This window comes from Sphingorhabdus sp., assembly GCF_044239045.1.
Taxonomy (GTDB): Bacteria; Pseudomonadota; Alphaproteobacteria; order Sphingomonadales; family Sphingomonadaceae; genus Sphingorhabdus_B.
In genome coordinates this window covers 57592-82432 of record NZ_JBIICD010000008.1, presented here as the reverse complement: position 1 = coordinate 82432, position 24841 = coordinate 57592, and the positions used below count along the sequence as shown (strand labels likewise).

At 54.0% G+C, this 24841-nt stretch carries 25 protein-coding genes; 9 read left to right on the top strand and 16 right to left on the bottom strand.

From position 1 onward, the window contains the following. Positions 1-139: 139 nt before the first annotated feature. The 4 genes from ACILP4_RS05010 to rarD all read left to right on the top strand — a co-directional run bounded on the left by ACILP4_RS05010 (position 140) and on the right by rarD (position 3564). On the top strand, positions 140-2260 hold the full coding sequence (locus tag ACILP4_RS05010; protein WP_395619659.1) for a prolyl oligopeptidase family protein: 2121 nt from the start codon (positions 140-142) through the stop codon (positions 2258-2260). Positions 2261-2417: 157 nt separating this feature from the next. Then, positions 2418-2639 carry a hypothetical protein gene (locus ACILP4_RS05005; RefSeq protein ID WP_395619652.1) on the top strand — a complete coding sequence of 74 codons (222 nt, stop codon included), beginning with the start codon at positions 2418-2420 and terminating at the stop codon, positions 2637-2639. Positions 2640-2668: 29 nt separating this feature from the next. Next, a complete protein-coding gene (locus ACILP4_RS05000; RefSeq protein WP_395619651.1) occupies positions 2669-3001 on the top strand; it encodes a hypothetical protein in 333 nt (110 codons plus the stop codon). Then, positions 2956-3564 (top strand): EamA family transporter RarD, encoded by a 609-nt coding sequence (rarD, locus tag ACILP4_RS04995; protein ID WP_395619650.1) that lies wholly within the window; start codon positions 2956-2958, stop codon positions 3562-3564. Before ACILP4_RS05000 ends, rarD begins: the two co-directional genes overlap by 46 nt. Here the strand turns inward: rarD and pyrC are convergent. Beyond that, on the bottom strand, positions 3561-4604 hold the full coding sequence (gene pyrC, locus ACILP4_RS04990) for a dihydroorotase (protein ID WP_395619649.1): 1044 nt from the start codon (positions 4602-4604) through the stop codon (positions 3561-3563). The two genes, rarD and pyrC, sit on opposite strands and share 4 nt — an antisense overlap. A gap of 38 nt (positions 4605-4642) precedes the next feature. Between pyrC and ACILP4_RS04985 the strand changes: the two genes are divergently transcribed. Then, positions 4643-5365, top strand: coding sequence for a YgfZ/GcvT domain-containing protein (locus ACILP4_RS04985; RefSeq protein ID WP_395619648.1), 723 nt, complete (start codon positions 4643-4645; stop codon positions 5363-5365). Here the strand turns inward: ACILP4_RS04985 and ACILP4_RS04980 are convergent. Continuing rightward, entirely contained in the window at positions 5362-5706 is a 345-nt protein-coding gene (locus ACILP4_RS04980; protein ID WP_395619647.1) for a septal ring lytic transglycosylase RlpA family protein, read from the bottom strand. The two genes, ACILP4_RS04985 and ACILP4_RS04980, sit on opposite strands and share 4 nt — an antisense overlap. A 131-nt stretch (positions 5707-5837) precedes the next feature. Then, complete coding sequence (gene gyrB / locus ACILP4_RS04975; protein WP_395619646.1) at positions 5838-8414, bottom strand: DNA topoisomerase (ATP-hydrolyzing) subunit B; 2577 nt, start codon at positions 8412-8414, stop codon at positions 5838-5840. Between the two features lie 193 nt (positions 8415-8607). On the opposite strand from gyrB, the gene ACILP4_RS04970 reads away from it, so the two are divergent. Further along, positions 8608-10164 (top strand): class I adenylate-forming enzyme family protein, encoded by a 1557-nt coding sequence (locus tag ACILP4_RS04970; protein ID WP_395619645.1) that lies wholly within the window; start codon positions 8608-8610, stop codon positions 10162-10164. Next, positions 10154-10657: a DUF2721 domain-containing protein gene (locus ACILP4_RS04965; protein ID WP_395619644.1), complete on the top strand. Its 504-nt coding sequence runs from the start codon at positions 10154-10156 to the stop codon at positions 10655-10657. Before ACILP4_RS04970 ends, ACILP4_RS04965 begins: the two co-directional genes overlap by 11 nt. 3 nt (positions 10658-10660) lie before the next feature. Here ACILP4_RS04965 and coaD read toward each other — a convergent pair whose 3' ends face one another. The 7 genes from coaD to ACILP4_RS04930 all read right to left on the bottom strand — a co-directional run bounded on the left by coaD (position 10661) and on the right by ACILP4_RS04930 (position 16591). Further along, positions 10661-11170, bottom strand: coding sequence for a pantetheine-phosphate adenylyltransferase (gene coaD / locus ACILP4_RS04960; RefSeq protein ID WP_395619643.1), 510 nt, complete (start codon positions 11168-11170; stop codon positions 10661-10663). Beyond that, complete coding sequence (locus ACILP4_RS04955) at positions 11171-12070, bottom strand: polyprenyl synthetase family protein (protein ID WP_395619642.1); 900 nt, start codon at positions 12068-12070, stop codon at positions 11171-11173. Positions 12071-12075: 5 nt separating this feature from the next. Beyond that, positions 12076-12315 (bottom strand): exodeoxyribonuclease VII small subunit, encoded by a 240-nt coding sequence (locus ACILP4_RS04950; RefSeq protein ID WP_395619658.1) that lies wholly within the window; start codon positions 12313-12315, stop codon positions 12076-12078. A 168-nt stretch (positions 12316-12483) separates the two neighbouring features. After that, complete coding sequence (locus ACILP4_RS04945; protein ID WP_395619641.1) at positions 12484-13359, bottom strand: LysR substrate-binding domain-containing protein; 876 nt, start codon at positions 13357-13359, stop codon at positions 12484-12486. A 289-nt stretch (positions 13360-13648) separates the two neighbouring features. Beyond that, positions 13649-14953 carry an MFS transporter gene (locus tag ACILP4_RS04940; RefSeq protein ID WP_395619640.1) on the bottom strand — a complete coding sequence of 435 codons (1305 nt, stop codon included), beginning with the start codon at positions 14951-14953 and terminating at the stop codon, positions 13649-13651. After that, on the bottom strand, positions 14950-15273 hold the full coding sequence (locus ACILP4_RS04935) for an antibiotic biosynthesis monooxygenase family protein (protein WP_395619639.1): 324 nt from the start codon (positions 15271-15273) through the stop codon (positions 14950-14952). The genes ACILP4_RS04940 and ACILP4_RS04935 overlap by 4 nt, the downstream gene beginning before the upstream one ends. A 76-nt stretch (positions 15274-15349) precedes the next feature. Further along, positions 15350-16591: a phosphatidylserine/phosphatidylglycerophosphate/cardiolipin synthase family protein gene (locus tag ACILP4_RS04930; protein ID WP_395619638.1), complete on the bottom strand. Its 1242-nt coding sequence runs from the start codon at positions 16589-16591 to the stop codon at positions 15350-15352. A 62-nt stretch (positions 16592-16653) separates the two neighbouring features. Here ACILP4_RS04930 and rpoZ point away from each other — a divergent pair, with 62 nt between their 5' ends. Continuing rightward, positions 16654-16998, top strand: a complete 345-nt coding sequence (gene rpoZ / locus ACILP4_RS04925; protein WP_125229626.1) for a DNA-directed RNA polymerase subunit omega — start codon at positions 16654-16656, stop codon at positions 16996-16998. A gap of 253 nt (positions 16999-17251) precedes the next feature. Here the strand turns inward: rpoZ and ftsH are convergent, their stop codons facing one another. The 6 genes from ftsH to ACILP4_RS04895 form a co-directional block, all read right to left on the bottom strand. Then, positions 17252-19198: an ATP-dependent zinc metalloprotease FtsH gene (gene ftsH / locus ACILP4_RS04920; RefSeq protein WP_395619637.1), complete on the bottom strand. Its 1947-nt coding sequence runs from the start codon at positions 19196-19198 to the stop codon at positions 17252-17254. Positions 19199-19293: 95 nt separating this feature from the next. Next, positions 19294-20253 carry a tRNA lysidine(34) synthetase TilS gene (gene tilS / locus ACILP4_RS04915; protein ID WP_395619636.1) on the bottom strand — a complete coding sequence of 320 codons (960 nt, stop codon included), beginning with the start codon at positions 20251-20253 and terminating at the stop codon, positions 19294-19296. Continuing rightward, positions 20244-21152, bottom strand: a complete 909-nt coding sequence (locus ACILP4_RS04910; protein WP_395619635.1) for a tol-pal system YbgF family protein — start codon at positions 21150-21152, stop codon at positions 20244-20246. The genes tilS and ACILP4_RS04910 overlap by 10 nt, the downstream gene beginning before the upstream one ends. 129 nt (positions 21153-21281) lie before the next feature. Continuing rightward, a complete protein-coding gene (locus tag ACILP4_RS04905; RefSeq protein ID WP_395619634.1) occupies positions 21282-21875 on the bottom strand; it encodes a helix-turn-helix domain-containing protein in 594 nt (197 codons plus the stop codon). Between the two features lie 102 nt (positions 21876-21977). Beyond that, positions 21978-24242, bottom strand: coding sequence for a phosphoenolpyruvate--protein phosphotransferase (gene ptsP / locus ACILP4_RS04900; RefSeq protein WP_395619633.1), 2265 nt, complete (start codon positions 24240-24242; stop codon positions 21978-21980). 59 nt (positions 24243-24301) lie between these two features. Next, the gene (locus tag ACILP4_RS04895) at positions 24302-24472 is read right to left on the bottom strand and encodes a YdcH family protein (protein WP_395619632.1); all 171 of its coding nucleotides are present in this window, start codon (positions 24470-24472) and stop codon (positions 24302-24304) included. Positions 24473-24640: 168 nt separating this feature from the next. On the opposite strand from ACILP4_RS04895, the gene ACILP4_RS04890 reads away from it, so the two are divergent. Continuing rightward, the gene (locus ACILP4_RS04890; protein ID WP_395619631.1) at positions 24641-24838 is read left to right on the top strand and encodes a YdcH family protein; all 198 of its coding nucleotides are present in this window, start codon (positions 24641-24643) and stop codon (positions 24836-24838) included. Positions 24839-24841 lie beyond the last annotated feature (3 nt).

Sequence of the window (24841 nt, the reverse complement as noted above, 5' to 3'; positions counted from 1 at the left end):
CCACTAAGTTGCTTTAACGCGGATGGGGCGCAATATGGTTGGCGTTCATGTGCCGACGTTATAGTCGTAAAAAATTATATCTGAGAGTTGGGGAAATGAGATTATGCGAAGCGTATTTTTGCTTGGGGCTGCAATCATGATGGCACCAATTTCGGCTACGGCAGTGGACAAAGACACGGCAACCGCAGACATCACTACCAAGCTGACTTATCCGAACACTAAGACTGTAAATGTCGTCGATGACCAATTCGGCGTAAAAGTTGCGGACCCCTATCGCTGGCTTGAGGATGATGTCCGCGTCAACGCCGAAGTCGCGGATTGGGTAAAGTCGCAAAATGCTGTGACAGACGCGTATTTGGAAAGTTTGCCCGGTAAAAAAATCCTGGCCGACCGGATGAAGAAGCTGTTCGATTATGAACGCTTTGGTCTGCCAGAAAAGGCAGGCGGCTATTATTTTTTTAACAAGAATGACGGATTGCAGAATCAGTCGGTTTTGTATGTGCGTAAAGGGCTAACGGGCGCTGACCGTGTGCTGCTTGATCCGAATGGCTGGGCAAAGGATGGCGCAACTGCGTTGGATAGCTGGGTGCCTTCGCAAAATGGCAAGCTGCTCGCTTATGCGATTCAGGATGGTGGTTCCGACTGGCGCACGATTAAGGTACTCGATACCGCGACTGGCAAGGTTTTGGCAGACGAAATCAAATGGGCCAAATTCACGAATATAAGCTGGGTGGGTAATGAAGGGTTTCTCTATTCCCGTTTCGCCGAACCACAAGAAGGCGCTGCATTTCAGCAGCTGAATTATAACCAGACCGTTTACTATCACAAAATCGGTACACCACAGTCGGAAGACAAAGCGATTTACGCCACGCCCGATAAGCCCGAATATGGCCATAGCGCGCAGGTGACGCATGATGGTAAATGGGCGTTGATTACCACCTCGTCCGGCACAGATGAGAAATATGAGCTGCACATTATGCCGCTTGGCAAAAACCCGACTTGGAAGGCGCAGCTTTTGGTCAAGGGGCTAGAGTATGACTGGGGCCTAATCGAAGGCATGGGCAACACATTGTGGTTCACCACCAACAAGGATGCGCCAAAACTGAAGGTGGTGAGCGTGGACCTTGGGGCTAAGGTGCCCATATTTACAGATGTTATTCCTGAACGCGCAGAAACGCTATCGCGGGCGCAAATCGTCGGCAATCGTATGATCCTATCGTACATCAAGGACGCCAAATCGATGGCATTGATGACGAACCTTGCAGGTCAGCCTGTTCAGGAAATTCAACTCAACGCGATTGGCACTGCCAGTGGCTTTTCCGGCACACCGGGCGAACCAGAAACATTTTATGGTTTCTCCAGCTTTAATCAGCCAGGCGCCGTCTATCGATTTGACAGCAATAGCGGAGTATCGACACCTTTTGCGGAACCGAAGTTGAGTTTCAACCCGCAAGACTTCAGTGTCAGCCAGGTTTTTTATCCGTCAAAGGACGGCACGAAGATTCCAATGTTCATCGTGCACAAGAAGGATGTTGATCTGTCCCAAGGTGCACCGACTTTGCTCTATTCTTATGGCGGGTTCAACATTTCGCAGACGCCGACATATTCGGCAACGCGGATGGCATGGTTGCAATCCGGTGGCGTATTTGCACTGGCGAACATTCGCGGTGGTGGCGAATATGGCAAGCCTTGGCATGACGCCGGTCGGCTCATGAACAAGCAAAACGTCTTTGACGATTTTGCAGCGGCAGCGGAATATCTCATCGCCAGCGGCATTTCGGCCAAAGGCAAAATTGCTATCGAGGGCCGTTCCAATGGCGGCTTGCTGGTTGGTGCATCGTTGAACCAGCGCCCTGACCTTTTTGCGGCGGGACATGCTGCTGTCGGTGTTATGGACATGGTCCGCTTTGACCGGTTTACTGCGGGCCGCTATTGGGTCGATGATTATGGCTATCCTAGCAAAGAAGCCGATTTTAAGATGCAGATGACCTATTCGCCCTATCACAACATCAAATCAGGCGTCGAATATCCGGCTGTAATCGTGTCGACCGCTGACACCGACGATCGAGTGGTCCCAGGGCATAGCTTCAAATATATCGCCGCTCTTCAGGCGGCACAGACCGGAAGCAAACCGAAAATTATCCGTATTGAAAGCCGTGCGGGTCACGGTTCGGGTAAGCCAACCGACAAGGTGATCGACGAATATTCGGATATCTATGCATTCCTAGCAAAATGGACGGGTCTGAAACTGACTGAATAATCGGTCATCCAAAGCGGCTAGGCCGTGGACCCATGGAGGCATTGCGGCTTGGTCTGAAAAGGCTGAGCCGCTTGATATTTGAATTGGTCGTTTCCTTGATTGCTTTTGCCCAATCGCTTTACTTGCCACGCCACCCAAAACCCGCCACAGTTAGGTCATGGCAAATTTGATCGCATTCCTTTTGGGCCTCGTTGCCCTTGTTCTGGCCTTCATTGGGTTCATCCCATTTCTCGGTTGGTTGAACTGGCTGATTATCCTGATCGCGGGTGTAGGCGCCGCATTTGGGTTCATCTCGGATAAAAGTGGCGGTCGTAATTTTTGCCTAGTGGTGATGGCAATTTGCGCGCTTCGCCTCTGGATAGGTGGCGGGATCATCTGACCCTGATTTTTAGGGCGGGGGCTAAAACTATGGCAGACAAAGAACAAACCCCGCAGCCAAGCGGTCTGCCTTATGCGATATCGGCTTATATGATCTGGGGATTTGTCCCCGTATATTTTAAGCTCTTGAGCCATGTGCCGCCAATCGCCATCGTGGCGCAGCGGATTTTATGGTCAATTCCCTTGCTGCTAATCATCATGGGGTTTCGCAAACAACTGCACGAATATGGCGCTATTTTTCGGCATAAGGTGCACTTACGTAACCTGCTCGCCTCGGCAACGCTGATTGCGATCAACTGGCTGATTTATATTTGGGAGTGTCTACCGATCACATATTGGCGGCCAGTCTCGGCTATTATCTAAATCCTTTGGTGAATGTGCTTTTGGGCCGCCTGTTTCTGGGCGAGCGGCTGCGTCCGCTTCAAATGGTGGCTGTTGCGGTCGCCGCCATTGGCGTTGCGATCCTCATCGGCGATGCGCTTGACACATTGTGGGTATCGGTGTCCTTGGCTCTCAGCTTTGGCCTATATGGCCTCATCCGCAAGATAACGCCCGTTGGCTCTGTGCCTGGTCTTGCCATTGAAACGACCTTGCTTGCGCCCTTATCGCTTGGCGCAGTGCTGTGGTATGCACAGGCGGGCACTGGCGGCTTCGGCGATGATCTCACGACGTCAGGGCTATTAATCATTGCTGGCGCGGTGACCGCTATCCCGCTGTTGATGTTTGCAACGGCGGCGAGGCGGATGAGTTATGCTAGCCTAGGCTTCGTGCAATATATCGCGCCGTCGATTGCGTTCTTGCTGGGCGTCTATGTTTATGGCGAGCCGTTGAGCACAACCAAGCTGGCGTGCTTCATCCTGATCTGGGCCAGCATCGCGATATTCTGCGCCGATGCGATCAAGACCTATCGGGCCGCGAAGGTCTAAGCCTTATACCGCCAACGCAAAGTTTCACCCGCGTGGAAGGGCACAACCGAAACGCCGTCTAGTTCCAGAAGCTCTGGCACAGCGGTATCAATACGCTCCAACGTTACGCGGTCTTCATTCAGCGGCAGGCGGTAAAAACGCGGACCGTTTTCTGACGCAAATGCCTCGAGCTTATTCAGCGCGCCTTCTTCTTCAAAGACCGCAGCATAGCTTTCCATTGCAAAGGGCGCGTTGAAGATCCCGGCGCAGCCACATGCGCTTTCCTTGGCGGATTTGTCATGCGGCGCGCTGTCGGTGCCAAGGAAATATTTGGCGCTGCCGGATGTCGCAGCCTTGCGCAGGGCAACTCGGTGCACTTCGCGTTTTGCCACGGGCAGGCAATACGCATGCGGACGGATGCCTCCTTCGAACATGGCGTTGCGGTTGATATGCAAATGCTGCGGCGTGATTGTGGCGGCGATGTTGTCGCCGGCATTATCGACAAAGGCGACCGCATCTGCCGTGGTGATATGTTCAAAAACGACGCGCAGCTCAGGCAAGTCGCGCACGAGCTTTGACAGAGTTCTCTCGATAAACACAGCCTCCCGGTCGAATATGTCGACATGGGAATCGGTGACCTCTCCATGAATCAACAATGGCATCCCAATGCGCGCCATATGCTCAAGCGCGGGCATTATGTTGGCCACATTGGTCACGCCATGGGCGCTTCCGGTCGTTGCATGGGCGGGGTATAATTTTGCAGCGGTAAACACACCTTCGGCAAAGCCTCGCGCCAGTTCTTCGCCGTCCGTTGCGTCGGTCAGATAGGCGGTTATCAAAGGCGTGAATTCGACCCCTTGGGGTACAGCAGCCAAAATGCGTTCGCGATAGGCTGCACCCGCTTCCACCGTCGTAATAGGCGACGACAGATTGGGCATGACAATAGCCCGCGCGAATTGCGCTGCGGTATAGGGCACCACGCTGCGCATCACGGCATTATCGCGCAAATGGACATGCCAGTCATCGGGGCGGCGGATGGAAAGAATCGTCTGGTCGGTCATGGCTTCCCTTTAAGCGTTCATCCCCCTATCTGTCACCTATGCGAAACACCCGTCTATATGACCGTCATGTTGTCCGTCTGTCGCCCACCGAAGCAGGCGAAGATGTGCGTCAATTCCTGCAAGGGCTGGTGACGCAAGATACCGCAGCCTTGATGCCCTTATGGGCAGGGCTGTTGAGCCCGCAAGGCAAGGCGTTATTCGATTTCCTGTTATGGGCAGATGGTGACGATGTGCTTATCGATTGTGAGGGCATACAGGCAGAGGCGCTTGTGCGACGGCTGTCAATCTACCGGTTGCGGAGAAAAATTGCGATTGCAATTGACCCGGCCACTGCGGTCTTTTGGAATGCAGACGGCAACGGTGACCCGCGTCATCCCGATATGGGCGAACGATGGCTTGCTACACCCGCAGCAGATGATGTGGACGTCAGCGCCGAATATCGCGCGCATCGGCTAGCCTTGGGCATCACTGAAGGTATGGCCGAGCTTGGAAGCGAGCAAACCTTATGGCTTGAGGCTAACGCTGCGGAGCTTAATGGCGTATCGTTTAACAAGGGCTGTTATGTCGGGCAGGAAAACACCGCGCGCATGAACTGGCGGCAAAAGGTCAATCGGCGGTTGGTGGTATTGCCGTTGGAACAGGCCGACCTTAGCCGCCAGCGGTGCGCCTATACTGAACTTGGCCTGTCGGTGGAGTTACGCCGTGTGGATGATATGCAGGCGTTGCAACTGCCCGAATGGCAGCGCGCTGCCATTGTTTAATTCAGCAGTTCAAGCTTAACCTTAGCCGTACCGCTGCGGTGCATGCCAAGTTGCTTGGCTGCCGCGTAGGACACATCCACAATACGCGATTTGCCCCAAGGGCCGCGGTCGTTGATGCGGACAATGACTTCCTGACCATTCGCCAAGTTTGTAACGGAAACGCGGCTGCCGAATGCCAAAGTGCGGTGGGCGGCGGTCATGGCGTTCGGGTCAAAGCGTTCGCCGCTCGCCGTGCGGCGCCCACCCAATTCGGCGCCATAATAGCTGGCCATGCCAGTGCCGATTTCGACACGGTTGTCGCCTGCCTGCGCAAAGACGGGCACTGCAAGCAACGCCATCATGAAAAACCCGCCTCTGTGCATAATGTCTCCTCAATCAGGGAAGGCACATACTCAAATCATTTCAATATTCGAACGGCCCAGCGTTATGCCGCCCGAAGCGTGCGGTGATCCGAGCGCTTAAGGTCGTGACCCTAAACGTCCAGATTGGCGACATTGAGCGCGTTTTCGACAATGAAATCGCGTCGTGGTTCAACAACTTCACCCATCAGCTTAGTGAAAATGTCGTCGGCAAGGTCGGCCTGGTCAATCTCCACGCGCAATAAAGAGCGATGATCGGGGTCAAGCGTGGTTTCCCACAATTGTTCCGCGTTCATTTCGCCAAGACCCTTGTACCGCGAAATCGACAGTCCTTTGCGACCAGCAATCAATATCGCCTCCAGCAATTCGGACGGACGGGTTATCGCGCCCTTGTTACCGACGCTCACTGATGTGGTTGCGCGCTTGGCTTGATCGCCAACAGCGTCGCCAGCATCTTCATCGCTCTCTATCTCGTCCACCGCTTCTGCTGCCGAAGCGGAGACTTTGACGAGGCGCGCTGGAGTTTCGTAGCTAGCTGTCTCTTCACTCGCCAACTTGTGCAGTTTGCGTGCTTCGGCGGACATCAGAAATACGGCTTCAATGATGTGATGATCGGTCACCCCACGCCAGAGGCGTTCGAAATGATAGCCGCCATCTTCGGACACGCGTCCGGACCATTTGCCCTCCACATCTTGTGCAGCCATCCACGCGGCAGCCTTGGCAACGGCAGCGGTGCGGTCGGTGGCTTCGGGGTCCAGCGCGCCCGTGAGCGCCATGGCCTCCACAATCGTTGGGTCATAACGGCGCGGCACAAATGCCATCAGGCTGCGCATACGGCGTGCATGGTCGACCAAGGCGCCTAAATCGGCACCGGCGCGTTGTCCGCCTGCGCCTTCCAAAACAACGCCGTTCAGGCCAAGCTCGGCCAGATGGTCGTCCAGAGCCTTGTCGTCTTTCACATAGATTTCGCTGCGGCCCTTCGCCACCTTGTATAAGGGCGGCTGCGCAATGAAGAGATGCCCGTTTTCGATGATCTCGGGCATCTGGCGGTAGAAAAATGTGAGCAATAAGGTGCGAATGTGCGAACCGTCGACGTCAGCGTCGGTCATGATCACGATTTTGTGATAACGTAATTTCTCAATGTTGAAATCTTCGCGGCCAATGCCCGTACCCATGGCCTGTATGAGCGTGCCTACTTCCTTTGATGACAGCATCCGGTCAAAGCGTGCACGCTCTACGTTCAGGATCTTACCCTTGAGTGGTAAAATCGCCTGATAATGACGGTCGCGGCCTTGCTTGGCTGATCCGCCTGCCGAGTCACCTTCGACCAGGAACAGTTCGGACTTGGCGGGATCCTTCTCCTGACAATCGGCAAGCTTACCGGGCAGGGACGCTACGCTCATCACCGATTTACGGCTGGCCTCACGTGCTTTCCGAGCTGCCTCGCGGGCGGCGGCGGCGTCGATTACTTTTTGAATGACCGTGCGCGCATGGCCGGGATTTTCCTCCAGCCACTCGCTCATCCGGTCTGCCATCAGGCTTTCCAGCGGCTGGCGCACTTCGGAGGAGACCAACTTGTCCTTGGTTTGCGACGAGAATTTGGGATCAGGCAGCTTGACCGACACAATGGCAGTCAGCCCTTCACGCATGTCATCGCCAGTCAGCGTGACTTTCTCTTTTTTCAACACGCCCGACTTCTCGGCATAGTTGTTCAAGGTGCGCGTGAGCGCCGAGCGGAACGCTGCCAAATGGGTACCACCGTCGCGTTGCGGGATGTTATTGGTGAAGCACAATACGTTTTCGTAATAGCTGTCGTTCCACTCCAAAGCGACGTCAATACCGATGCCGTCGCGGTTGGATGTGATCGTTATAGGGTCGGCCAGCAACGCCGCCTTGTTGCGATCCAGATATTTTACGAACGCGCCAATGCCGCCTTCATAATAAAGATCATGTTCTTTGACATCGGAGTGCCGGTTGTCGCGTAGTAATATGCGGACACCGGAGTTCAAGAACGCGAGTTCGCGATACCGATGCTCAAGCTTGTCAAAGTCAAATTCCAGCACGTTTTTGAATGTGTTGGTGGACGCCATGAAGGTCACGCGCGTGCCCTTTTTGGGCTTGCCATCGACCATGGGCGCGTCACCGCGCACAACCAAAGGACCTACGGCATCGCCATGCTCAAAACGCATCCAATGCTCTTTGCCTTCACGCCAGATGGTAAGTTCCAAAAACTCGGACAGAGCATTCACCACCGAAACGCCAACACCATGTAAGCCGCCGGATACCTTATAGGCATTGTCGTCGGACGTGTTCTCGAACTTGCCGCCAGCGTGCAGTTGAGTCATGATGACCTCAGCCGCCGAAACGCCTTCTTCCTTGTGCATGCCCGTTGGGATGCCACGGCCATTATCTTCGACGGAAACCGAACCATCGGGGTTCAGTTCAATCAGCACAAGGTCGCAGTGCCCCGCCAGTGCCTCGTCGATGGCATTATCGGAAACTTCAAACACCATATGATGCAGACCACTGCCGTCATCCGTGTCGCCAATATACATACCAGGGCGCTTGCGAACCGCATCGAGGCCCTTCAGAACCTTGATGCTGTCGGCACCATATTCATTCTGATTGGGGTTGGCTGCGCTGTCCGCAGAGGCGTTGAATTGCGGGGTTTCCGTTGTTTCTTCAGTCATCTGGGTACTGTAGGCCTAAAGCCCAAGAAACCCAAGGGAAAGTGCCCCAAAATCGACGTTTTTCCACAGTCTTTTGTGGTTGGCACTGATAGGAATCTTAACTCCGAAATTGCTATTGAAAATTAGGCAATGAAACTTTTTTATAACGCGCTAAGTCTGCAGATAAACCGGCGAACGGGAGACGGGAATTTACATGTTTATCGATACCGAACTGGAAAAATCATTTGGTGATTTCGGTGCTCTTATTGGTGCCTGGAGCGAGGAAAAGCCGGACGCACGCGCGCTGGCCGATAGCATTTCCGAACTGACATGGCGGGAAGTTGCGCAAGCTACAGCGCGGATCGCCGTACAGCTACAGCGCGACGGCCTTCAGCGGGGTCAGGCGGTTGCCATATTGGGGACAAGCAATATTCCATATGCGTTGGTGTATCTTGCCGTTGTGCGCGCAGGCGGCTGTGCTGCGCCATTGACCACGTCGGCAACGCCCGCGCAGTTGGCCGCGATGTTCAAAGATTCCGGTGCGATGCATTTGTTCGTCGATGCTGCGAAACTGGCGGACATAAAAGGGGTCGCGCTGGGCGATGTCAAAATTGTCATGCTCGACAAGCCCGTTGCCGATCATCCTGCCCTGACCGACTGGATGGCAGAGGCGGGCGCGACATTTGACGCGCCGCGGCCCGCTGCAACGGATCCATTCAACATCATTTATTCGAGTGGCACCACGGGAACGCCCAAGGGCATCATCCATTCGCACGGCATGCGTTGGCACCAGATGGCGGGCGGTTTCAAGTCAATCTACAATCGCGATACGCGGTCTTTGGTCTCAACGCCTTTATATTCGAACACGACATTGGCGGTATTCCTGCCAACGGTCTGTCATGGCGGTTTTGCGCGGATCATGGAGAAATTTGATGCGCTGGCCTATCTTGAACATGCGCAGACCGATCAGACCACACATACCATGCTCGTTCCGGTGCAATACCAACGGTTAATGGCACATGCCAATTTCGGTGACTATGATCTCAGCAGCTTCATCGTCAAATTTTGCACCAGCGCGCCCTTTGCGGCGGAGTTGAAGGCCAATGTGCTTAAACGCTGGCCAGGCGGCCTTGTCGAGATTTACGGTATGACCGAAGGGGGCGTTGTTTGCATGTTGCAGGCGCATCACCACCCCAATAAATTACATACCGTGGGGCAACCCGTCACGGGCCATGAACTGATCGTATTGGACGATGACGACAATCGCCTGCCCGCCGGCTCCAAAGGCGTTCTTACCGGCCGGTCACCGACCATGATGTCGGGTTACAAAAATCAGCCAGAAAAAACGCGTGAGATGGAGTGGCGCGACGAGGATGGCAATATTTGGTTAAAAACCGGAGATATTGGCATTGTGGACGAGGATGGCTTCGTCTCAATCGTGGGCCGCGCCAAGGATATGATCATTTCTGGCGGGTTCAACATTTATCCCAAAGACCTAGAGGAATTGTTGGAGGCGCAGCCCGAAGTGGCCGAAGCTGCTGTTGTGGGCGTGCCGTCTGATAATTGGGGCGAAACGCCGGTTGGCTTTGTGCGGTTGAAGGACGCGGCGGCTTCGCCTGACATGATACTTGCGCGTGTGAACGGGCAGCTTGGTAAGGCACAGCGGATTTCAGTGCTCTACACCATCGACGAAATGCCGCGCAGCCATATTGGCAAATTACTGAAGACTGATTTGCGGGCCCTGGCGGTAGAGAAGCAAAATGGACGGTAAATTTGGTCCCGATCTTGCCGCCGTCATTTCTGTTTTACAGACGGCGCTGACGCCGGCGTTTCTGCTGGTCGCGGTAGGCAGCCTCCTCAATGTTTTGACTGGCCGCCTATCGCGCATTGTTGATCGGTCACGCGATTTGCAGCGTCAATATGCTGACACGAAAGGCGCTGCGCATGAACGTGTCGTGCGGGAATTGCGTATCATCGAAAAGCGCATGCGCGTCGTTGGTTCGTCGATATTATTTGCGGTGCTGTCTGCCATTTCGGTGTGCGTCATGATTGTCGCGCTATTTGTGTTAGGGCTTACCAACACGCATGCTGCTTGGGTCGCCGTGGCGTTGTTCATGCTGGCGCTGGTGTTGCTGTCGGCTTGCCTGTTCCAGTTCGTCCGTGAAGTCCGTTTGGCCACCTATGCCATTTATGTGCCGGAGGAATATCTAGAACTACCACCGACTCCAAAACCTACGGAACGCAAGCGACGCAAACCAATTTAGCGTTTAACCGGCTTTTTTGCCCAACTTTTGCACGCGGGCAACGACCTCGTCGCGAATAGCGGGCGTCACAAATTTTCCAATTTCGCCGCCGTAAATCGCAATTTCCTTCACCAGCCGCGAGGCAATGGGTTGTAGAGACACGTCGGCCATTAAAAACAGCGTTTCGACGCGATCATTCAACTGGCGGTTCATGCCCGTTAGCTGATATTCATATTCGAAATCTGTGACGCCCCGAATACCCCGAATGACGATGCTTGCACCTTGGGCTTCGGCGAAATCCATCAGCAGCGAGTTGAATCCCACCACGCGAATATGCGTCGAACCGATGCTGGCGACTTCACGCTCGACCATTGCAATCCGTTCATCATCGGAAAACATTGGAGATTTAGCAGCGTTCGTGGTTACACCAATGATCAACTCATCCACCAGTTTCGCGCCGCGTCGGATGATGTCCATATGGCCCAAGGTGATAGGGTCAAATGTACCGGGATATACGCCAATCCGGTGTGTCATTCAGCGATCCCTTTCGGTGATATAATTTGCAATGGCGCGTAAAAGATCGGCTTCGGCGCCATAACTCGATAGATGGTCGTTGGCCTGCTGCACAAGCATTTCCGCTTGCTGCTTGGCGCGTTCGAGGCCCATCAGAGATACAAATGTGCCTTTATTGGCTGCCGCGTCTTTTTGCAGCGCTTTGCCAGCTAGTTCTGGATCACCTTCAACATCCATGATGTCGTCGGCAATCTGAAAGGCGAGGCCAATATCGCGCGCATATCCGCGTAAATGTGTCCGGCCTTCAGGTGGGATATGCCCCAATATCGCTCCCATTTCGACGCTGGCAGCGATAAGTGCGCCTGTCTTCAGCGCTTGCAAGCGCATGACCGTTTGCAAATCAACAACCGATTTCTCGGCCTCAATATCCATCATCTGCCCGCCGGCCATGCCTTCTGGGCCGCTTGCTAAAGCCAGTGTTGAGATTAGTTCACCGCGCACGAACGGGTCGCTATGCGTTTGCGAGTTCGCAAGTATTTCGAATGCCAAAGCATGCAGGGAATCGCCGGCCAAAACTGCGGTTGCCTCATCAAATGCGCGGTGCACTGTCGGTTTGCCCCGTCGCATGTCGTCGTCATCCATGCAGGGCAAGTCGTCATGCACCAAAGAGTAAACATGAATGGCTTCGACAGCCGTGCCAACGCGCAATGCAACCGCACGGTCCGCGTGGAAAAGAGCCGCGGTTGCGGTCACAAGCAACGGACGGAGGCGCTTGCCGCCGCCAATCGCCGCGTGGCGCATGGAGGCATATAGACGGTCCCGCGCATCACCAGGCAGCGTTAGAAGCGTGTCAAATTCGTGATCAATGTCCGCTGCAATTTGCGCGAGTGCGTCTTGTAACAAGGATGATTGCGCAGCCATATTGCTCATCCGGCATCGAATGTTGTTGTACCCGTTGGCGTGCCGTCAGGCCCTTGCACTATGGCCTCAATGCGCGCCTTTGCCGCATCAAGCCGCTGTTGGCACAAGGCCCGCAAAGCATTGCCGCGTTCGTACAGCGCTATGGACTCATCGAGCGGCGCTTCACCGCTTTCCAACTTATGGACGATGTCTTCTAGCGCACGCAGCGCGGTTTCAAAATTCATATCGGCTACGTCTTGAGTCATACTACCGCAATGACGTCCACCGCCGACTGGGTCAAGTGCTTCGCTCCATCGCAATCGGTTGATGATGACGGTCGCCAGTCCGGAAATGCAAATCAGATCCGGTTTAAACGGGCAGGGAGAGCCAAATTGACTGAATGTCACGCACAGGCGTTAAGGAAACACGCGCATTTATACGCCTGACTTCAACAACCAGTCATGAAAGATTTTTACGGCTCGCTGCTTCAGCGCACGTGGGCGACACACGAAGTAATAGCTATATGGGCTTTCTACTTCTGTATTGAAAAGACGTGTCAGGCGCGGGTCGCGCGCGTCAGAAAAGTGGCTTCCGTGCATGATCGCAACGCCAAGACCATTTGCAGCCGCCTCCAACATTAATGCGCCACTATCCAGGCTGTCGATCGCAGCCGGCTTCAGGCGGGGGACCCCCATGGCCTGTCGCCATGCGTCAAATATCATAGGCATGTCACTGTGAACCATGACGGTATGCTTTGCGAGGTCCTCAGGCTTTTCGACATTATGCTCATTCGCCCATTTTTCAGAGGCGATGGCGTAAACAAGGTTGCGGTCTAACCGGACACTGTAAAGCTTGGGGTCGACGTCTGCTGAGATGATGATGGCCGCGTCGACGACATCACCCAGCAGATTTTCGGCATGACCAGATGTGTCCACATCGATATGTAGCTTTGGAAACGCCTTACGTAGTTCAGGTAAGCGCGGAATAAGCCTTTGCGAGCCAAAAAGCGGCAAAAGACCCAGACGCAGGCGATATTCCCCGCCACGTCCAGCGAGTTCGTCAACCGCCTCAGCCATTGCGTCCATTGCGGGTTCAACGGCCGCGAGAAGTGCCTCGCCATCCGCATTAATGACCATCGCTTGTGCGCGGCGGTCAAACAGGGATTTACCGATGAAGTCTTCCAGCGCCTTGATACGACGGCTTAGTGCAGGTGGAGATAAAGCGAGTTCACTCGCGGCCGCTTTTGCCGAACCCAGTTTAGCGACGCGTAAAAAGGCTTCCAGTGAGCGTAAGGGGGGCAATCTGCGCATATCATCTCCTAATTTTGCCGCACTGCAACAAAAATATTTTGATCTCGCAATCGTATAAATGTCGCGAAATTCAGCTTAAACTTATAATTAATAGTTGCATCATTTGCAACAGCTATTGCACTGTTCGCACTTGCACAAAAAATGAAACCCAACCATATGGGTAAAGCCTTATAGGCATCCTCTCCTAAAGACTTTTTCAGGGTCGGCTTCGGTCGGCCCTTTTTTTATCCAAATTCCGTATCACCGTTATCTTGCTAGGAATGATGACAGCCGTCGGTGGTTCCGGACCTTAGATTTCAGGTACTATCAAAGCGCGCCGTCCCCAAATGATCAGGAATAGCAGCGATACCGAGATCAGAATGAATGTGGCGGGTTCCCAGTAATTGAACAACGCAACACCAACCGCCGGCGCGACAATATAGGCCGCGCCGCTGATCGAGGCGATTTTGCCCGCAACGTCCCCTTGTTCATGCCGATGGACCGCCAAGGATGCGCCTGCGGTAAAGCCCGGTCGGAACAGCCCAAAGCCGAGCGAGGCAATGGCAAAGCCCGTGCTAATACCATAAAAATCATGGCTGACGCCTGTCAAGATTGTGCCCAGTAAGGCGAGAATCGCGCCCAAGAGGACGGAACTTCTCGCAGCAAGTGAGAGCATCGGGATGAGGCCCCACTGAGCTAACAAGGTCGCCATTGCGCCAATGAGCATAACCGAGCCGCTGGCTTGCACCGCCTCCCAAGGACGATCATGCAATCCCAACCGGTCACGCACGAGAAAACCCACCACGCCCAAAATGATTGCCTGCGCATGGCCACCGATCAGACCTGCAATCAGCCAGGATGCCATGCGTTCATCACGCCATGGCAGACGGACCTCGCTGCTAGGCAACACTGATCCCAACGCATCACCATCAACTTCTTCAGCATCCGGCGAATTCACGGAAGCTGAATTTGGGTAAGCTGCAACGGCGCCGCGCGCCTCAAACCGCGGGGTGTCATTGGGTAATTGAACATGTAACGCAATCAATACAGCCACCCCAAAGGCGGCAAACATGATGAGTGGCCCGGCCAAGCCAAACGGCGGAAACAGGAAATAATGCGCGGTTGCAGGGCCAATCACGGTGCCAACGCCAAAAGAGGATGCAAGCATTGATAGCGCCTTGGTGCGCTCGGCGCGTTCGGTTCGGGCCGCGACATAGGCCTGAACGGCGGGTGGGGCAGCCGAGCCAAAACCGCCGTAAAGGCTGCGGAATAATGCAAACAGGATAAACGTCACAACGGGGCCAATGAGGCCCGCCAGTCCAAGCCAGAGCACCAATCCGCACAAGCCCATGGACGCAGCAAAGCCGATCACGCCAACGCTCATCAGTTGCTTGCGGCCTCGGCGATCCGACAGGCGTGCCCATTTGGGTGCAGTAATAACCCATAATAACGCAGACCAGCTAAAGGCCAGACTGACCCATACGTCGGGCATATCCAATTCACTGGCGATCGCGGGAAGGGCCGACTGCATTGCGGTATTGCCCGCCGCGGCAACGAGCATCACGAGGAATAGCACGACAACACGGCTACTGGGAATTGTTTGAACCGCGCTCATGGCTTCTTCCAATCATAACTGCGGGTCACTTGCGCCACATGCAGGCTGTAATCTGAATACCATCGGTTCCGGCCCGCCTCGCGCATTGCGGCGTGATCAGGATGATCGCGCCACGCTTTTGCGCGTGCTTCGTCTGCCCAATAGCTGACGGTGATGCCAAGTCCATCTGCGCCACGCACCGAATCTATGCCAATATAGCCATCTTGATGCGCGGCGAGCTCATCCATCATCGCGGCAGCCCTAGCGTAACCGTCGGCGTCCAGTTCCGTGCGCTGTGCCACAAAAATAACCGAAATAGTGCCGTTGCTTAGCTTTGCCATATTAGCTGCATAGGACCGATACATAATAGATTGCAAGCTGGGGGGAGCAGATTGATAGGGAACATGGGGCAGGACCCTATCGGTTGCGGATTAGGCGGAATTTGATCCGGCGACCAATCGTGTAATCGACTGTATTAACAAGAAAATAGGCAAGGCCGGACTTAAACCGGCTCCAAATAGTGTCCCGCTTCTTTAACAAAATCCGTGTCTGCGCTTCCGACTGGGAGGCAAGCCCGTCAATCAGTGCACGCATATGCAGAGCGAGCGCTGCATCCTTGATGCGCACCATAATCTCTAAATTGATAAACATGCTGCGGACATCCAGATTGGCTGAGCCGATATAGACCGTGTCATCAATGACCATGAGCTTCATATGAAGTGGACGTGGTTGATATTCGTAAATCCCAGTTTTGCGGCGTATCAGATATCGATAAAGCACGCGTGCGGCTGCAATCGTTGCCCCATTATCGGTCTTGCCAGCCAATATGAGGCGGGACCCCTTGTTGCGCTTGGCGGTCTTAGCAAGGCGGCGCAATATGGATTGGGACGGCGAAAAATAGGCGGAAACAATGTCAAATCTCTTGCCTGTATCCAATGATCGCTTGAACGTGAGCGCCCATGGGGAAATCCGGTTGGTTGGTCCACCCAATAACCATTGCACTTGACCAATGCCCGGTCGCCATTGCCGAATAATATTGCGGATTTGCCGGAAGCGGACGTCGCCGTCATTTGACGCTTGCGCCATATCCTCGAAATAATTGCTTAACCGCTGCGCCTGCGGGCCAGACACGATTATGCCAAGATCTTCCCAGCTATCGTCGCCAGCACGTCCGAAATAGGCATCGGCGATGTTGAAGCCACCTACAAGCGCATGTGCGCCGTCGATGATCAGCATTTTTTGGTGATTGCGGATCAGGTAACCAAAGCCTTTGCGGGTGCTGAAACTGTGATAGTTGCCGCCCGCATCAAGCAAAGCGTCGAAGAACCGATTGGTCACCTGCGTTGACCCAAAACTGTCGATAATCAATTGCACGTGCACACCGCGTTTCGCCGCCGCAATGAGCGCGTCGCGCACTTGCCGGCCGGTTTCGTCGGCACAAAACATGTAGAAAAACATGTGTATCGATTTTTGCGCCACTGCGATGAGCTGCAAAACGGCGTTGAGTCGATCTTGCGGCTGATAAACTAAGTGCAATTCATGGCCCGCGACCTGAAAGTGCGTTCCGGGGAACCCGGGCTTGCCTGATTGCACTGTCATGTTGCTGGCAATACCGCTTTGCGCATCGCACGGCAAGCGACCTGCCCTTTTCATTGACATTTTGGCCCATTATATCTAGGCGCAGGCAACTTTCCGAAAAATACGAAGAATCAGGAGCCAATATGGCACGCGTTACTGTTGAAGATTGCATCGACAAGATCACCAATCGGTTTGACCTTGTATTACTCGCCGCCGAGCGTGCGCGCGAAATCTCTGGTGGCGCTGAACTGACCATTGATCGTGATCGGGATAAAAATCCAGTCGTTGCTTTGCGCGAAATCGCTGAGGAAACTGTTCGCCCTGACCAGTTGAAAGAAGGCCTCGTGCAGTCGCTTCAGAAGGTTCAGGTTGATGAGGATGAAGAAGCCGATGAAGTCGGCTCGATCAGCCTGTCTGCCGAGGCACTTCGTTTGACCGCCGCTGCCCCAGCTCGCGGGGCTGGTATGCAGCGCGATTACGACCGGTAATATCCCAATCATTGTGGAATGAATCAGGCCCGGCTCGTACGGGCCTTTTCTTTTTTGTGGCTTTAGTTCCGCTTGGGAATGCTGGAGAGATTCTGTGTCATCCAAAAATCGCGCGACGTTCCACGCGGCCCAGCGGCGGGCGGGGCATGCTGCTCGCTCCTCATCTTTGGCGCTTATTTAGCAGGGAAAACGGCGACCTCAACTCTCTCCCCATGGGGGATAGTGCGTTGAGGCCGCGAATAAAAGCTGAAAACTAAGCGCCTTGTGGCGCTGCGCCTTCGACTGGCGTAGACTTGCTGCGTCCCGCTTTTGGGATGGCTGTACCTACCGTTGGAATGGACGAGGGCTTAACTACCTTGCCGTCGTCACGTTCGAATTTACCTGATTCCAAAAGCTGGTTGATTTCGTCGCCCGAAAGCGTTTCGAATTCCAGAAGTGCGTTGGCAAGAAGGTGTAATTGTTCGTTATGCGTCGTCAGCAACTCGGTCGCTCGTTTATGCCCGCCTTCAACCAGCTTGCGGATTTCGGCATCAATCTTTTGTGCTGTTTCATCCGACATAGCTGATCGCTGTGACATGCCGTAGCCAAGATATCCTTCTTGACGCTCTTCATATTGTAGCGGCCCCATCGCATCCGACATGCCCCATTGGGTGACCATGTCGCGCGCTAAGCTGGTTGCATATTGGATATCGCTGGATGCGCCTGAACTGACCTTGTCATAGCCGAAGATCAATTCTTCCGCCACGCGTCCGCCCATGGATACGGAGAGGTTGGCGTGCATTTTATCGCGATGATAGCTGTAATTATCCCTCTCTGGTAGGCGCATGACCATACCCAAGGCTCGGCCACGGGGAATGATGGTTGCCTTGTGGATCGGGTCAGATGCGGCTTCATAGATCGACACGATTGCATGGCCGGCCTCATGATAGGCCGTCATTTTCTTTTCATCTTCGGTCATGACCATCGACTTACGTTCGGTGCCCATCATCACCTTATCTTTGGCATCCTCGAATTCTTGCATAGCGACTAGTCGTTTGCCACGACGTGCGGCAAGCAATGCGGCTTCGTTCACAAGGTTGGCAAGGTCAGCACCCGAGAAACCGGGCGTTCCGCGTGCGATGACTCTGCCATCGACATCGTGTGCTAAAGGCACTTTCTTCATGTGCACGGCGAGAATCTTGACGCGCCCATCAATATCCGGGCGCGGCACAACAACCTGACGGTCAAAGCGACCGGGGCGCAGTAATGCTGGATCAAGGACATCGGGGCGGTTGGTTGCAGCAACGATGATGATGCCTTCATTGGCTTCAAATCCGTCCATTTCGACCAAAAGCTGGTTCAATGTCTGTTCGCGTTCGTCATTTTGATTACCAAGGCCAGCGCCACGGCTGCGGCCCACCGCGTCGATTTCATCGATGAACACGATGCAAGGTGCGTTTTTCTTTGCTTGCTCAAACATGTCGCGCACGCGGCTTGCACCAACACCCACAAACATTTCGACAAAGTCAGACCCAGAGATCGAGAAGAACGGTACGCCAGCCTCGCCAGCAATTGCGCGTGCGAGCAAAGTCTTGCCGGTACCCGGCGAACCAACAAGCAAAGCGCCCTTGGGGATTTTACCACCAAGGCGGCTGAATTTTTGTGGGTCTTTCAAAAATTCGACGATTTCCTGAAGCTCTTCGCGGGCCTCGTCAATGCCGGCGACATCATCGAACGTTACCTTGCCATGTTTTTCAGTCAGCAATTTTGCCTTCGACTTGCCAAAGCCCATGGCTCCACCTGCGCCGCCGCCTTTTTGCATTTGCCGCAAAACGAAGAATGCGATGCCAAGGATGAGCAAGAACGGCAACGCTTGATATAACAGGATCAGAATGAGGCTCGGCTGTTCTTCGGCCTTGCCTTGAACATCGACGCCTTTTTCATCAAGCAGAGGATATAGACTATTATCGCCTGGAATGGGGACGGTGACGAATGCTTCGTCATTTTGCAACTTGCCACTGATACGCTCAGGCGCAATCGCAACAGATTTGACTTCGCCTGCCTCAACCTTGTCGCGGAACGATGAATAGCTGATGCCCTTCGCAGATTCTGACGAACCACCGAATATCGAGGCTACAAGCAAAAGCGCCACAATGATCCCGGACCAAATGGCCAAGTTGCGGAGCATCGGGTTGCTTTTGGGTTCTTGTTCGTCGTTCATCATCACTGCCTTGTTCTGTCCCCGCGCTAAATACGTGGAGATAATAAGTTAATGTAGGGTCGAATGCGTGAATGACAATATAGGGATTGGCAAAATTAAAGGCTGTTTTCTTGAGCACGCCGAGGTGGCGCTTTGGAAAACTGCCAATCAGCTCCGCCTAGGCATTTGATATTGCCAATCATGGAAGCCTGCGCATTTTCGAGGTCAGTTAACAAGCGATCAATTGCGTCACCACGCGGGGCTAGATTGGAGTCCATCTTCCTCAGGCAGCGGATTAACAGCCGTCGTTTCAATTCACGAGGCAGGTCGCTAGCCTTACAGATGATAATGTCATTTTCTTGGCGTATTCTCTGCGCGGCCAGCGTGTCCGTCATCCAGACCAATGCATCAGATGCGTCGGCCAATGCGCTTGTCGTGCGCAGAGCGCGGGTTGCAGGAAATGGGTGCTGCGTGCTGGCTAACCAGCGCCGCATCGCGACCCGGTCAAAATCGATATTTGCGTTGCTGGGATCGTTGACCGCTTCAATGCCGCCGCTGGAACAGATGTCGATAAGCTCCGCCTTTGTGAATTCCAAAAGCGGCCGGACCACCCGTCCATTGCGTGCGCGAATGCCCGACAACCCATCGACGCCGCTGCCGCGCGCCAATCGCATCAGCAGGGTTTCCAATTGGTCATCGGCATGATGCGCCGTGGCAATGTGCTGGCAATTTTCTGCATCAGCTGCGCGTTCCAGCAAAGCGTAACGTGCTGTGCGCGCCGACGACTGGAGATTACCCACTATCTTCTCATCGGGTGTTAAAATGATATGCGACACGCCAAGATCGCGGCAGATTTTTGCAACAACCTGCGCCTCGTTGGCGGAATCCGATCGCAATTGATGGTCTACGGTTACGGCAACCAATTTGCCGGGCAAAATTTGCTGCGCCAACAGCAAAAGGGCAAGGCTATCTGGGCCACCCGAGACCGCGCATAATAAGCGATCATCAGCACAGCCTAGCCTGCAAAGCGCAGCCCTAAAACGGTCGAGAAAGACCGGCTTCAGCGTTACTTGCACTTCGCCCTTGTTTTGCTTGATGTGAGGCGTTCGGCCAAGCGGCCTGTCGCCGCATCAGGATATGCCTTCGCCAATTCACCAAAGGCTTCGCATGCCTCAGCTGCCTTTCCAAGGTCAGTCAAAGCCGATCCCAAGAAAAGCAAGCTATCCGGCGCGCGGTCACCACGAGGGTCAGCCTTATAATTTTCGTAAAAAACCTTCACTGCGGTGGCTGGCTTTTTGTCATCCAACCATGCCCGGCCCAGCAAATTGCGTGCATAGCTGGCGCGTCTATGTTTCGGAAATTTCGCGACGATTTCTTCAAGGGTTGCTTGTGATTCTGGATAGAATTTGGCTTCCCATAAGCGGTAGCCATAATTGTAGCCGTCTTCGAACGCATCGCCACTTGCGGGACGTTCGATAGCGGCAACCGCGGCGACGCGGGCTGGGTTTGCCTTAGCGGTTGTAACAGGCTTTGTGGGAGCTGCGCCGCCTTTGGATTTCGGCGCTGTCGCCGTCGCTGTTGGCGTTGCGGTTGGCACAATTGTTTCAACTGGCGATGCGGCTCGGGCTGCCAGTTGTGTTTCGATGGCTTTCAGTCTGCCTTCAAGTCCGCGCATATTATTGCCTTGCAACTCGACCTGCCCGGTCAGGGTTGCAAGCTGCGCCTCTAACGCATCCACACGCGCGGTCAGATCTACCGTTGCAGTGGTCGAGCTGGCTGATGTAGTTGTCGCTGTAGGTGTCTGGATATCAGGCTCGATAAATTTTCCGGCGCCATTGGGAAATACCTGGCGCTGAACCGCCCGCATCTCCTTCTCAAGTTTGCCAACTCTTCCATCGATATTGGCGTCTTGCGCAATTGCGGGTGCGCTGAGTGCGAAAGCTGCACCGCCAAGGATAACGCGCCGAAGATACATTGGGTTACTTCCCTTTAAAAAGCTCTAATCACGGGTATAGCTTACTGCAATCCCGCGATAAAGGCCAACACGGCATTTGGGTGTAAAAAAATTGAAATTAATCGGCATTTCGGCACGTAATAATAGGGCTCACGGATTTGGGGTGGCTGCCAAAGGTGGGGGTGATGGAGGAGTTTGTTCGTCCATGCCGACATTCGCAGCGGATGTATCGTCATTCACAGTGGCGACCGGATTGGGCGCTGTCGTTGCCGGCACTGTTGTGATCACTGGCGCTGGCGTTTGCGGCGCTGCAGTTGGCGCTAATGCGTAGCTCCTGAAAATCAAATAACCGACCAAAACCATCGCCGCAACTGCCGCAGCCGTCCACGCCAAAGTCTTGGAAGGAACGCGTGCGGGATCCGTTGGCTCGTAATTCTGGAGCGGTGCCTCATATCTTTCATGCCCACCGCTATAAAATTCGGCGCGTAACGCATTCACAATCGCAACATCATCTAGGGCAAGCGCGCGGGCGTAAGATCGAACAAACCCGACAGTATATGTCTGTCCCGGTAGCGCACTGAATTCGGATTTCTCAATGGATTCTAAATGTCGCATGGGCACGCGTGTTTCGGCGGCAAGCTCGACCAGGGTCATGCCCATCCGTTCACGGGCGGCCTTGAGTTCTTGAGCTACAGTAATAGGTTCCTCTTCCACACGAGGAATTTCGTCCACTGCAATCTCCACGACCCGCCCCCTCACATCTCCGTGCAGTCGTCATGATAATGAGCATCAAATGCATAATGTCAATGTTAATTACAGATAATCAGATATTTAAGGGACCTTAAATTATCCGGTTTCAATTCCTTGACCAACTGCCCAAGTCGTCAATTGTTCGCGCAAATTCTCTGTGGGGCTATTCAGCAACTCTTCCATTTTTGCACGGACATCAGCATGGTTTGTGGAACGGATCATGGCTTTAATTGGTCCAACGGCAGCTGGTGTAATCGATAGTCGGTGAATGCCAATACCCATGAGGGCAAGTGCTTCAAGCGTCCGTCCACCCATCTCCCCGCAAACCGCGACGTCGACGTCGTGGCCCTCGGTTGCTTTAACGACCCGCCGGATGAACCGCAGAATAGCGGGACTTAGCCAATCATACCGTTCTGCCAAGCGCGGATCAGCGCGGTCGGCGGCAAAAAGGAATTGAGTTAGATCGTTGGTCCCAATCGACAGAAAATTAATCTTGGGCAGAAGTATATCGAGGGTCTCGGCCAGGGCCGGGACCTCTAGCATCGCGCCATAACGGATTTTGCTTGGCAATATCTTTTTCTGCCGTTCCAGAAACTCAATCTGACCGTCGAAAATGGCTTTGGCTGCGTCAAATTCCCATGGCTCAGAAACCATCGGGAACATGACGTTGAGCGTGCGACCGGCTGCTGCCTCAATCAACGCCCGAGCCTGCGCCTTCATCAATCCGGCGTGATCGAGCGACAGCCGGAGCGCGCGCCAGCCCAGCGCAGGGTTTTCCTCTTCGTTCGTTTCGTCCTTAAGATAGGGTAGAGCCTTGTCTCCGCCGATATCCAGCGTGCGGAAAATGACTGGCTTGTCGCCGGCGGCGTCTAAGACATCGCGGTAAAAACGCTGCTGCCGTTCGCGCTGCGGCAATGTCGCCGATATCAGAAACTGGAACTCGGTCCGGAAAAGGCCAACACCTTCAGCGCCGGTTGTCGCCAAAGCCGACATGTCATCACGCAAGCCGGCGTTCATCATCAGCGTAACGGGCACCCCGTCTTTAGTGACGGATGCTTCATCGCGCATCGCGGCATAGCGCGCTTTTTTCTTCTGCCGATCAATAAGATCATGTTGAAATATTTCTTCTGCCGCAGACGACGGGCGCACGATCACGCTTTTTTCGTCAGCGTTTAGCAACAGCATGTCGCCGTCGCGCACCTTATGACGAATACCGCGAACGCGGCCAAGAACCGGAATGCCCATGGCACGGGCCACGATTACCACATGTGCGGTTAATGAGCCTTCTTCTAAGACCACACCGCGCAGGCGCCTTTTGTCATATTCCAGCAATTCTGCGGGACCCAAATTGCGCGCGATAAGGATGGAATCTTTTTTGAGTCCAAGCTGCGCCGCAGTGCTCATTTGCCCGGAAACGATGCGCAGCAAACGGTTCGACAGATCCTCCAAATCATGCATGCGATCGGCAAGCAGCGCGTCGTCGATCTGCCGCATGCGCATGCGCGTGCGTTGCTGAACGCGTTCAATGGCTGCTTCTGCGGTTAGGCCACTGTCAATGGCTTCGTTGATCCGGCGGCTCCAGCCCTCATCATATGCGAACATTTTGTATGTCGCGATGACCTCTTCATGTTCGCCGCCTGTACCAAACTCTATCTGGCTGGTCATACGGTCGATTTGCTCACGCATTTTATCGAAGGCGGAGTATACACGCTGGCGTTCGGCTTCGATATCTTCAGCAACTGTGTGCTCAATGCGGACATTTGGCTGGTGAAAAATAGCAACGCCAGCCGCTGCGCCCTTAACAAGCGGCAATCCTGTGAGGCTAATAGTGCCCGTGTCACTTCCGCCCCGGCTGCTTGGTTCGTCAATTAGGCCTGCGTTGGCAATGAGTTCCGACAACACCATGGCGACGGTTTGAAGTGCCTCAATTTCGACCTCTTCATATTTACGCGGTTCGACATGTTGGACCGCGAGCACGCCGACGGCCCGTTCGGACCGGACAATGGGCACACCGGCAAAACTGTGAAAGCGTTCTTCCCCCGTTTCTGGGACGTAGCGAAAATTCGGATGTGCTGCCGCCTGATCCAGGTTCAGCGTTTCGACATTTTCAGCAATTGTCCCAACGAGGCCCTCACCTAAGCCTAAACGTGTAATGTGCACGGCAGCTTGGTTCAACCCGCGCGTGGCAAACAACTCAAGTGCGCCATCGCGCAACAAGTAAATTGAACACACTTCGCTCGAAAGCGCTTCACCGATAATGTTGACCACATGATTCAGCTTACCCTGGGCATGGTTCTTCGAGGCCATCACCTCGTGCAGACCTGTCAGGATATTGCGGGCAGAACGGGTAGCGCTTTCCATAGGCTGCACTTAGCAGAGACCGAAAGGGCAAGCGATACCCCGTATCAAATTATTCGTAGTCAACCAGTTAATGCCGATTCATGCAGAATAACGTCTTTAAGATGTAACTTTTGTTTTTTTAGATCGAGAATGGTTCTGCTGTCGGGGAACGGCCTGCTTTCTTCACGCTCCAGCTTTTGTTCGAGTTCGGCATGCTTGTTACGAAGCGCGGACAGATGATTATGATGCACATCATTCTCCTTCAATCTGAGACACGACTCTCTGAACCAAGGAGTAAATCACGAATACTGATGGGAGTCTTGTCGATAATGATCGTCCGGTCGCTGACAAAGGTCAGCCCTCGCCCAGCGCCCATTTTTCACGATGACTTGTTCGCTCCAGTCTGTTTAGAAAGGTGTATGAACGACGACGGCTATCAGCAGCAACTGGAACAACTGAAGATTGAGCACCGGGATCTCGACGATTCCATCCGGGCGCTTTCCGCTCAGACGTTGATTGACCAACTTCAAATCGCGCGTCTGAAAAAGAAAAAGCTGGTTTTGAAGGACCGTATCATGCGTCTAGAGGACCAACTGATACCTGATATCATTGCTTAAATT

Bases quoted from the DNA above. Each gene is read 5' to 3' on its own strand.
- ACILP4_RS04955 (WP_395619642.1), bottom strand. From the start codon at position 12,070: ATGGCTGCGCAATCATCCTTGTTACAAGACGCACTCGCGCAAATTGCA.
- gyrB (WP_395619646.1), bottom strand. From the start codon at position 8,414: ATGACTGAAGAAACAACGGAAACCCCGCAATTCAACGCCTCTGCGGAC.
- coaD (WP_395619643.1), bottom strand. From the start codon at position 11,170: ATGACACACCGGATTGGCGTATATCCCGGTACATTTGACCCTATCACC.
- ACILP4_RS04965 (WP_395619644.1), top strand. From the start codon at position 10,154: ATGGACGGTAAATTTGGTCCCGATCTTGCCGCCGTCATTTCTGTTTTA.
- ftsH (WP_395619637.1), bottom strand. From the start codon at position 19,198: ATGAACGACGAACAAGAACCCAAAAGCAACCCGATGCTCCGCAACTTG.
- ACILP4_RS04910 (WP_395619635.1), bottom strand. From the start codon at position 21,152: ATGTATCTTCGGCGCGTTATCCTTGGCGGTGCAGCTTTCGCACTCAGC.
- pyrC (WP_395619649.1), bottom strand. From the start codon at position 4,604: ATGACCGACCAGACGATTCTTTCCATCCGCCGCCCCGATGACTGGCAT.
- ACILP4_RS04970 (WP_395619645.1), top strand. From the start codon at position 8,608: ATGTTTATCGATACCGAACTGGAAAAATCATTTGGTGATTTCGGTGCT.
- ACILP4_RS05000 (WP_395619651.1), top strand. From the start codon at position 2,669: ATGGCAGACAAAGAACAAACCCCGCAGCCAAGCGGTCTGCCTTATGCG.
- ACILP4_RS04980 (WP_395619647.1), bottom strand. From the start codon at position 5,706: ATGATGGCGTTGCTTGCAGTGCCCGTCTTTGCGCAGGCAGGCGACAAC.
- ACILP4_RS04935 (WP_395619639.1), bottom strand. From the start codon at position 15,273: ATGGCAAAGCTAAGCAACGGCACTATTTCGGTTATTTTTGTGGCACAG.
- ACILP4_RS05005 (WP_395619652.1), top strand. From the start codon at position 2,418: ATGGCAAATTTGATCGCATTCCTTTTGGGCCTCGTTGCCCTTGTTCTG.
- rpoZ (WP_125229626.1), top strand. From the start codon at position 16,654: ATGGCACGCGTTACTGTTGAAGATTGCATCGACAAGATCACCAATCGG.
- ACILP4_RS04940 (WP_395619640.1), bottom strand. From the start codon at position 14,953: ATGAGCGCGGTTCAAACAATTCCCAGTAGCCGTGTTGTCGTGCTATTC.
- ACILP4_RS04930 (WP_395619638.1), bottom strand. From the start codon at position 16,591: ATGTCAATGAAAAGGGCAGGTCGCTTGCCGTGCGATGCGCAAAGCGGT.
- ACILP4_RS04945 (WP_395619641.1), bottom strand. From the start codon at position 13,359: ATGCGCAGATTGCCCCCCTTACGCTCACTGGAAGCCTTTTTACGCGTC.
- ACILP4_RS04890 (WP_395619631.1), top strand. From the start codon at position 24,641: ATGAACGACGACGGCTATCAGCAGCAACTGGAACAACTGAAGATTGAG.
- ACILP4_RS05010 (WP_395619659.1), top strand. From the start codon at position 140: ATGGCACCAATTTCGGCTACGGCAGTGGACAAAGACACGGCAACCGCA.
- ptsP (WP_395619633.1), bottom strand. From the start codon at position 24,242: ATGGAAAGCGCTACCCGTTCTGCCCGCAATATCCTGACAGGTCTGCAC.
- ACILP4_RS04985 (WP_395619648.1), top strand. From the start codon at position 4,643: ATGCGAAACACCCGTCTATATGACCGTCATGTTGTCCGTCTGTCGCCC.
- ACILP4_RS04950 (WP_395619658.1), bottom strand. From the start codon at position 12,315: ATGACTCAAGACGTAGCCGATATGAATTTTGAAACCGCGCTGCGTGCG.